Here is a 1,300-nt window from a genome sequence, read left to right on the forward strand (position 1 = left end):
GATCTGGAACATCAGCGGCAGCAGGAACGGCACAGCACCAATGCCGATGCGGAACAGTCCGCCGCCAAGCACCGAGGAGCGGAACACCTGGTTGCGGAACAGTTCGAGCGCCAGCAGCGGGTTTTTTGCGTGGCGCGCATGCAGCAGATAGAGCGCACCCGACAGTAGGCCGACCGCTACGGTGGTGACACCGACGATTGGCGGCAGATATGGCAAGCTGACCACCGACAGGCCGAACACCACGCCCGATGCCGCCAGCCCGCTCAGCACGAAGCCGATGAAATCAAGTGGCGGGGTCTGCGCGGGTTCGGTCTCCGGCAGGAAACGCGTCGCCAACCAGATGCCGACCACGCCGATCGGCACATTGATCAGGAAGATCCAGTGCCAGGTGAAATAGGTGGTGATGAAGCCACCGACCGGCGGTCCGACCAGCGGCCCGACCAGCGCCGGAACGGTCAGCCAGGACATCGCCGCGACGAGTTCGCTTTTCGGTGTCGCGCGCACCAGCACCAGCCGCCCAACCGGCGTCATCATGGCGCCGCCGATGCCTTGCAGGAAGCGCGACACCACGAAAGCAGGCAGCGAACCGGAGAGCGCACAGGCTATTGAGCCGACGATGAAGACCGCGATCGCGGCACGAAAGATATTCTTGGCGCCGAAACGGTCTGCCATCCAGCCGCTGATCGGAATAAAGATCGCCAGCGAGACGAGATAGGCGGTCAACGCCAGCTTGAGCGCGATCGGACTGGTGTGGATGTCGACGGCGATCGCCGGCAGCGATGTCGCAATGACGGTCGAATCCATGTTTTCCATGAAAAGGGCGACCGCCAGGATGAGCGGGATGGTGCGGTTCACAAAACGCGTCCGACTTGATTCTTTTACGGTTGACCGGGAGGCAAGCCAACATGCAGGGCGGTTATCATGGGCTGGCTCTGATGTCGCATTAATTTGCTTTCACTTTGTGCGACTGCGGGGAGACAGGCAGTTCGCTTGGCCTGCCGCCGTGCCTAAATCAGAACTGGCGGGACGGCCAAGGCCTTCTCGTTCCGTCTCCAGGCGCTGGCCAAGCAGCAAAGAATAGCTTGCGAATGGCGATGTGTCACATTATTGTAGTGTATATAACTACTATATGGCCTTTGTCATGGAAGAAGCCGTTTCGGCAGCCGATGCCAACCGCAGATTTTCTCTCATCCTTCGCGGTGTTCGCGAAGGACAAAGCTATGTTGTGACCAGTCATGGGCGACCCGTCGCGCGGATCGTGCCCGCCGATCGACAGCAGGGTGTGGCTTCCCGCTCGCGC

At 60.8% G+C, this 1,300-nt stretch carries 2 protein-coding genes; one reads left to right on the top strand and one right to left on the bottom strand.

The window, feature by feature from the left end; translation table 11 throughout:
* Positions 1-855, bottom strand: an 855-nt coding sequence (locus EN750_RS34710; protein ID WP_127399302.1) for an MFS transporter, incomplete at its 3' end; no start/stop codon positions are given.
* A gap of 286 nt (positions 856-1,141) precedes the next feature.
* Here EN750_RS34710 and EN750_RS34715 point away from each other — a divergent pair.
* Positions 1,142-1,300, top strand: a 159-nt coding sequence (locus EN750_RS34715) for a type II toxin-antitoxin system prevent-host-death family antitoxin (protein ID WP_127399303.1), incomplete at its 3' end; no start/stop codon positions are given.

The sequence above is a fragment of the Mesorhizobium sp. M7A.F.Ca.ET.027.03.2.1 genome (genome assembly GCF_003999175.1).
In the GTDB taxonomy this organism is placed as follows: domain Bacteria; phylum Pseudomonadota; class Alphaproteobacteria; order Rhizobiales; family Rhizobiaceae; genus Mesorhizobium.